The organism is Leclercia sp. M50 (genome assembly GCF_037150775.1).
Classification (GTDB): Bacteria; Pseudomonadota; Gammaproteobacteria; order Enterobacterales; family Enterobacteriaceae; genus Enterobacter.
In genome coordinates, this window is record NZ_JBBCPK010000153.1 from 1 (window position 1) to 6815 (window position 6815).

Genomic DNA, 6815 nt, shown 5'->3' on the forward strand with positions numbered 1-6815 from the left:
GAGCATCATCTGCACCAGGGTCGCGTATTCGCTGGCATCCCCCACCAGCACCCCGCCAAGCAGGGTTTTATTGTCGGCACTGACCACGATCTTCTTGTAGATCTGCTGCGGGCCGTGAGTCCACTGGTAGCTCTGCGCCCCTGCGGTGCGGCCATGGGCATCGCCGAACGACGCGACATCTACGCCTAACAGTTTCAGCTTGGTGCTCATGTCCGCACCCATAAACGCGTTCTCTTCTCCCGCCAGCGCGGCGGAGGCCACCCGCGCCATCTGGTAGCCGGGCGCCACCAGACCGTAGATTTTTCCCTCCCAGAGGGCGCATTCGCCGATAGCAAAAACATCGCTATCCGAGGTGCGGCACTGGTTGTCGATGGCAATCCCCCCGCGTTCGCCCAACGTCAGGCCGCAACTCCGGGCCAGCGCATCCTGCGGGCGGATCCCGGCGGAGAAGACCACCATGTCGGTCGCCAGCTCGCTGCCGTCGGCGAAGCGCAGTACCATCCCGCTGTCGGTTTCTGCGATTTCGGTGGTGGCCTTACTGGTATGCACCCCCACGCCGAGGGCTTCAATTTTACGGCGCAGCATCGCGGCGCCGTCGTTATCAAGCTGCACCGCCATCAGGTTCGGGGCAAACTCCACCACGTGCGTATCCAGCCCAAGCTGTTTCAGGGCGTTGGCCGCCTCCAGCCCCAGCAGGCCGCCGCCAATCACCACCCCGGTGCGCGAATTTTTTGCATGGGCGGCGATGTTATCCAGGTCGTCGAGAGTACGGTAGACAAAACAGCCCGGCAGATCCCGGCCCGGCACCGGCGGTACAAAGGGGTACGAACCGGTCGCCAGCACCAGCTTGTCCCAGTGGGTTTCATGCCCTGATCCCGTGCGAATCACCCGGGCGTCGCGATCGATGGCGACCACCGGCTGGGAGAGGCGCAGCTCAATGCCGTTATCGGCAAAGAAATCTCCGGCCACCATCGACAGCGAGTCGGCGCTGCGTCCGGCAAAATATTCCGAAAGATGGACGCGATCGTAGGCGGCATAGCGCTCTTCGCCGAAGACCACAATCTGATACTGCTGATGCAAACCGCGATTGACGCAGTCTTCAAGAAAATGGTGGCCGACCATACCGTGCCCAACCACAACCAGAGTAGGTTTTGTCATAGCGTTCTGTCCTGCAACCTGCGGCTGCGTAGTGAATCGATCGAACAGCCAGTCCGCCTGAGCGGGTTCTGACGTTGCCAGTAAATCGGTGAGGGTGGCCGCGCTGCGACACTCCCCCATCAGCAGCACGCCTGCCAGCGTGCCGTTGCGAACCAGTAGACGGCGGTAGTGGCGGGTCAGCGGGTCCCAGCTGGTCCACACCGCATCTTTTTCCTGCGCGATAACCTCGCCAGCGCTGAACAGCTCAATACCGGTCACCTTCAGGCGCATGCCGTTTTGGGTGGGGGTAAAGGGTGCGACGCACTCCCCGGCGAGACGGGCGGCGAGGATCTCCGCCTGGGCGAGGCACGGCGCCACCAGCCCCCAGGTCTCGCCGTTTAATTCACAGCACTCGCCGATGGCGCTGATGCCCTCCATTGCGGTGCGCATCTGGTTATCCACCAGGATCCCCCGGCCGCACGGCACGCGGCTTGCCTGCGCCAGGGCGATGTTGGGCAACACGCCCGTCGCCAGTACCACCCGGGTGGCGGCCAGGGTGCGTCCGTCGCTGAGGGTGACGCTGTCAGGGGCGATCTGCGACAACCCGGCGTTCAGCTCACAGCCGATACCTCGCTCGCCGAGCGCCTGCTCCAGCAGCAGACCCGCCTGCTGGTCGAGCTGCTGCTCCATCAGCCACGGACCGCGATGGACTAACGTGACATTGTCACCTTGCTGTCTTAATGCTGCGGCGGCTTCCACGCCGAGTACCCCGCCCCCCAGCACCACCGCCGGGCCGGGCGTCGCCAGAATGGCGTTCACATCCTCCAGGGTGCGAAAGGTGAAGACGTGGGGCAGATGGCTGCCGGGAATGGGCGGCACAAACGGCCGGGAACCGGTGGCAAAGACCAGTTCATCCCATACGAACTGTCGGCTGTCGGTACGCAGCGTTCGGGCGCTGATATCCACTGCCCGCACCCGCTCGCCGCACACCACGGTGATGCCGCGCGTCCGATACCAGCTCTCATCGTGAAGCTGTGTCGCCGCCGCCTCTTTCTCGCCCCCCAGTACCGGCGAAAGCTGTATGCGGTTGTAGGCGTGTACGCGCTCCTCGCCGATGAGGGTGATCTCAAAGCGGCCTGGCGCGCGCTCGGTCAATGACTCAACCAGCCGCGTTGCCGCCAGTCCGTTTCCAATGATGACCAGGCGCATGGTTATGCTCCTCAGGCCGCTTTCGGCTGTTTTTCATAGAGGAAGTGCAGTATCTGCTGGCGCATATGGTGATAGCGGCTCTCCTCCGCCAGCTGCACCCGGTTGCGCGGGCGCGGCAGGTCGACGCGCAGGATCTCGCCTACCGTTGCCGCCGGGCCGTTGGTCATCATCAGCACCCGATCCGAGAGCAGCACCGCTTCGTCCACGTCATGGGTGATCAGCACGATGGTGGTGTTCAGCTCCTGCTGAATGTGCATCACCGAATCCTGCAGATGGGCACGAGTCAGAGCATCGAGGGCGCCGAACGGCTCATCCATCAGCAGCACCTTTGGCTTCATCGCCAGGGCGCGGGCAATCCCCACCCGCTGCTTCATGCCGCCGGAGATCTCCCCCGGCCGCTTGTGGATGGCGTGCCCCATCTGCACCCGCTCGAGGTTGTGTTCGATCCACTCCCGCCGCTCGGCTTTGCTCATGCTGCGGCGGAACACCTGATCCACCGCCAGCGCTACGTTGTCAAAACAGGTGAGCCACGGCAGCAGGGAGTGGTTCTGGAACACCACCGCCCGCTCCGGCCCTGGCCCGGCGATCTCGCGGTTATCACAGAGAAGCCCGCCTTCCGTCGGCAGGGTGATGCCGGCGATCAGGTTCAGCAGCGTCGATTTGCCGCAGCCGGAGTGGCCGATCAGGCTGATGGTCTCCCCTTCGTGAATATCAAAAGAGACGTTCTGCAACGCCAGAAACTCGCCGCTGGCGGTGGAAAAACGCTGGCTGACGGCCTGGACCTGAATGAGAGGTTTCATCATGTGCTCCTTATTTTTCCTGCCAGCTGAAACGGCGGGCGATCAGCATCAGCCCCTGCTCCAGCAGCAAACCCACCACGCCGATAATGACGATGGCGATGAGAATGTTTTCGACGTTGAGGTTGTTCCACTCGTTCCAGATCCAGAAGCCGATCCCCAGCCCCCCGGTGAGCATCTCGGCGGCGACGATCACCAGCCAGGCGATGCCAATGGAGAGCCGCACCCCGGTCAGCACCGCAGGCAGCACGGCCGGGAAGAGAATGCGGCGCATCACCGTCCACTCGGAGAGCTGCAACACCCGCGCCACGTTGAGGTAATCTTCCGGGATACGGCGCACCCCTTCGGCGGTGTTGATGACCATCGGCCAGATCGAGCAGATAAAAATGGTCCAGCTGGAGGCAGGCTCCGCCTTCTGGAACAGCAGCAGGCCGATGGGCAGCCATGCCAGCGGGCTGACCGGGCGCAGCAGCGCAATCAGCGGGGTGAACATGCGGGACATAAAGATAAACCGGCCAATCATAAAGCCCAGCGGGATGCCGACGATCGCTGCCAGGCCAAAGCCGATAGCGACACGCTGCAACGAGGCCAGCACGTTCCAGCCCACTCCCATGTCATTGGGGCCATCGCGGTAGAACGGATCGGCAAACAGCGTGATGGCCGAGTCCAGGGTGCTGAGCGGCGTCGGGAACCCTTTGCTGTTGATTGCCGCCAGCTGCCAGGCGATCACCAGTAATCCCAGGCCAAGCAGCGCCGGAATGATGCGCTGGAGCAGATCGTTGGTCCGGCGGGCAAACCCCGGAGTACGGCGGCGGACCTGCACCGGCGGCAGGGCGATCACTTCCCCGCTGACCGGCTCGGCGGGTATGGCGGGTGCGGCTTTAATGTTGACGTTTTTCATATCAGGCCCCTGTACGGTGAATGGCGAAACGGTTGGCGTAACCCTTCGGATCGGTGCCGTCCCAGACGGTGCCGTCCATTAAGGTGCTGGTGCGCAGCGGCGATGAAGGTGCGCGAATGCCGCCCACGGCAGTGGCGGCCTCCTGCCAGATGTCGGTGCGGTTGATGCGCTGGGCGATAGCGGCGTAATCCGGGTCGGTTTTCAGCAGTCCCCAGCGGCGGAACTGGGTCAGGAACCACATTCCGTCGGAGTGCCACGGGTAGCTCACCGCCCCCTCCTCAAAGAAGCGGATCGGGTTGGCATCCTGCCAGCGGTTGCCGGTTCCGCTGTCGTATTCGCCCAGCATCCGGCCCGTGAGGTACTGCTCTTTGGTGTTGAGCCAGGCGCGCCGGGCCAGCAGCTGCGCGGTCTCCTCTTTGTTCTGCGGTGAGGCGTCGATCCAGCGCTGGGCCTCCAGCAGGGCGCTGACCAGCGCCCGGGCAGTGTTCGGATATTGCTCTACCCACTCGTGGCGGGTGCCGAGCACTTTTTCCGGATGTTCCGGCCAGATGGACTGGGAGGTGGCGGCGGTAAAGCCGATGCGATCGTTAATAGCGCGGGCGTTCCACGGCTCGCCGACACAAAAGCCAACCATATTGCCGATGCGCATGTTCATCACCATCTGCGGCGGCGGCACCACCACGGTGCGCACGTCGTCGAAGGGGTTGATGCCTGCGCTCGCCAGCCAGTAGTAGAGCCACATGGCATGGGTACCGGTGGGAAAGGTGTGGGCGAAGGTGTAGGTGCCCGGTGCCTCCCGGGCGATGAGCTTCTTCAGCCCCTCGACGTCGCGCACGCCCTGCTGAGCCAGATCGCTCGACAGGGTGATCGCCTGCCCGTTCCGGTTGAGGGTCATCAGGTTGGCCATCGGTTTAGGTTTACCGGCGATCCCCAACTCCAGGCCATACAGCAGGCCATAGAGAATGTGCGCTGCGTCCAGCTCTCCGGCCACCAGCTTGTCGCGCACCGCCGCCCAGCTCGCCTCTTTGCTCGGCACCAGGGTGAAGCCATATTTCTTATCGAACCCTTTCCAGGCCGCGATCGCCAGCGGCGCGCAGTCGGTCAGCGGGATAAAGCCGACGCGCACCGTCTCCAGCTCCGGTTTATCGGAGCCCGCGGCCCATGTGCTCTGCATCAATCCCGGCACCATCAGCGTCCCGCCCGCCAGCGCACTGGCCTGTAAAAAACGCCGTCTTGTCCATTCCACCATGCTCACTCCTGAAAAAATGGCAAAAAAAAGCGCCCGGCAGTGCCGAAGCACCGCAGGACGCCTTTATCCTCAAAAACGACACACCGCCGTTGGCGCGTCGTCAGAATTGTTATGTTGATTAATGCAAGGGTGATGCCAGGTTTTAAAGGCTTAAATAACGGGGTTTTTCTGCCTGCCGACAGCGAGAACGCACCTCAACCATGCAGGCGTTGCCCATCCGGGGTGCATTTACTGCTGCCACAGGGCTTTGACCGTCAGCAACGCGCGGGCGATATCCACCATCCGTTGATTTTTATCCATCGCCATCTTGCGCAGCTGGCACCAGGCCTGCTCCTCACTCATCTGCTGATGGGTCATCAACACGCTTTTGGCCTTGTCGATCACCTTGCGCTCCTCCAGCGTGTCGCGCATCGAGGCCAGCTGGCGGGAGAGCTGCTCGATCTCCTGCGCCTGCTGGCGCACCAGCGGCAGCAGCGGTTTTTGCGGATAGAGGGCCAGCGGCTCCGCCGTCTGCGGCTCTGCGGGCGGCTCGTCGTCAGCCTGGCTAATCAACGACTCCACCGCCAGCATCAGATCGGCGATCTGCATCTCCTCCAGGGTGCGCAGATGTTCGAGGCGTTCGGTTTGCAGCGAGAACCAGTGCAGCGCCAGCACCCCCTGATCCGCGGCGGGTTGCCGGGTACAGGCCAGCCGCCGCAGCTGTTCGACCTCCGCCCCCGGTACGCTGAGGTTGAAAGGATCGTGCAGGCTGGGAGGGGTCAGGGAGAGGAAGACCTCGAAACAGGTTTGCTGGCCATCGATTCTGTCTACCAGTGTCTGGCGCATCTCATCGCTGAAAAAGCCCTGGGTAAAGCCAATCGCTCCCAGCGCCCGCTCCTGCCCCACCAGCTCTTTGCCCTGCATCAGGCTGTAGAGCGCGACAAATCTGCCCGCGATTTGCGGGTTATCAATGCTGTCATTGAGTTGCGGCACAATGCTGAGCAGGTTTCGCAGCATACGGCTATAACGCTCCATCGCCGCCGTAGCGGGCAGCGCGCAAGCCGTAATGGCCTCACGCAGCGCGGGAAGCTGCTCCAGACTTTGCAGGGCGTTGGCCACCCGCTCGCACAGGGCACCGCTGGCCATCACCGGCGAGCCGAGCGCCTCGTGCAGCGCCTGCACATGCTCGTCTACCAGCGCGCGGCTGGCTTTACACTCCAGGGCATAGAGCGCCCCTTCGGAACAGAGCCAGATGTTGGAGGCGCCCCGCTCGCACTGTAGCATGTGCGCAAGATGGCTGATCCGGCTCACCAGCGTGCCCAGTTGTGCCAGCTTGCACAGCTGCTGTTTACGCAGCAGCCTGGCCTGCTGGAACCATTCCGTGGCGCCGGGTGGACGGCCTCTGTTTATCGTCATGCTTACTCTCCCGGGTCAGTGTCTGCCGAAGAGAGAAGCAATTTTCATGCCTTTTCATTATTCAGGAGTCAACATGCAGAAGATTGTGATTGTCGCTAACGGTGCGGCCTATGGAAGCGAATCGCTG

The 6815-nt window shown here is 62.9% G+C and carries 5 protein-coding genes; all 5 read right to left on the bottom strand.

The features are described 5' to 3' along the window. Positions 1 to 2346 (bottom strand): FAD-dependent oxidoreductase (locus tag WFM46_RS22165; protein WP_336998560.1); only part of this gene is annotated, 2346 nt, incomplete at its 3' end. A gap of 11 nt (positions 2347 to 2357) precedes the next feature. After that, on the bottom strand, positions 2358 to 3146 hold the full coding sequence (locus WFM46_RS22170) for an ABC transporter ATP-binding protein (RefSeq protein ID WP_103179937.1): 789 nt from the start codon (positions 3144 to 3146) through the stop codon (positions 2358 to 2360). Between the two features lie 10 nt (positions 3147 to 3156). After that, positions 3157 to 4044 (bottom strand): nitrate ABC transporter permease, encoded by an 888-nt coding sequence (gene ntrB, locus WFM46_RS22175; RefSeq protein WP_336998561.1) that lies wholly within the window; start codon positions 4042 to 4044, stop codon positions 3157 to 3159. A 1-nt stretch (position 4045) separates the two neighbouring features. Then, positions 4046 to 5293 (bottom strand): CmpA/NrtA family ABC transporter substrate-binding protein, encoded by a 1248-nt coding sequence (locus tag WFM46_RS22180; RefSeq protein ID WP_336998562.1) that lies wholly within the window; start codon positions 5291 to 5293, stop codon positions 4046 to 4048. Positions 5294 to 5521: 228 nt separating this feature from the next. Continuing rightward, positions 5522 to 6688 carry a nitrate regulatory protein NasR gene (nasR, locus tag WFM46_RS22185; protein ID WP_336998563.1) on the bottom strand — a complete coding sequence of 389 codons (1167 nt, stop codon included), beginning with the start codon at positions 6686 to 6688 and terminating at the stop codon, positions 5522 to 5524. Positions 6689 to 6815: the final 127 nt, after the last annotated feature.

Excerpts from the sequence above, each read along its gene's own strand:
- WFM46_RS22180 (WP_336998562.1), bottom strand. The coding sequence starts at position 5,293 with ATGGTGGAATGGACAAGACGGCGTTTTTTACAGGCCAGTGCGCTGGCG.
- ntrB (WP_336998561.1), bottom strand. The coding sequence starts at position 4,044 with ATGAAAAACGTCAACATTAAAGCCGCACCCGCCATACCCGCCGAGCCG.
- nasR (WP_336998563.1), bottom strand. The coding sequence starts at position 6,688 with ATGACGATAAACAGAGGCCGTCCACCCGGCGCCACGGAATGGTTCCAG.
- WFM46_RS22170 (WP_103179937.1), bottom strand. The coding sequence starts at position 3,146 with ATGAAACCTCTCATTCAGGTCCAGGCCGTCAGCCAGCGTTTTTCCACC.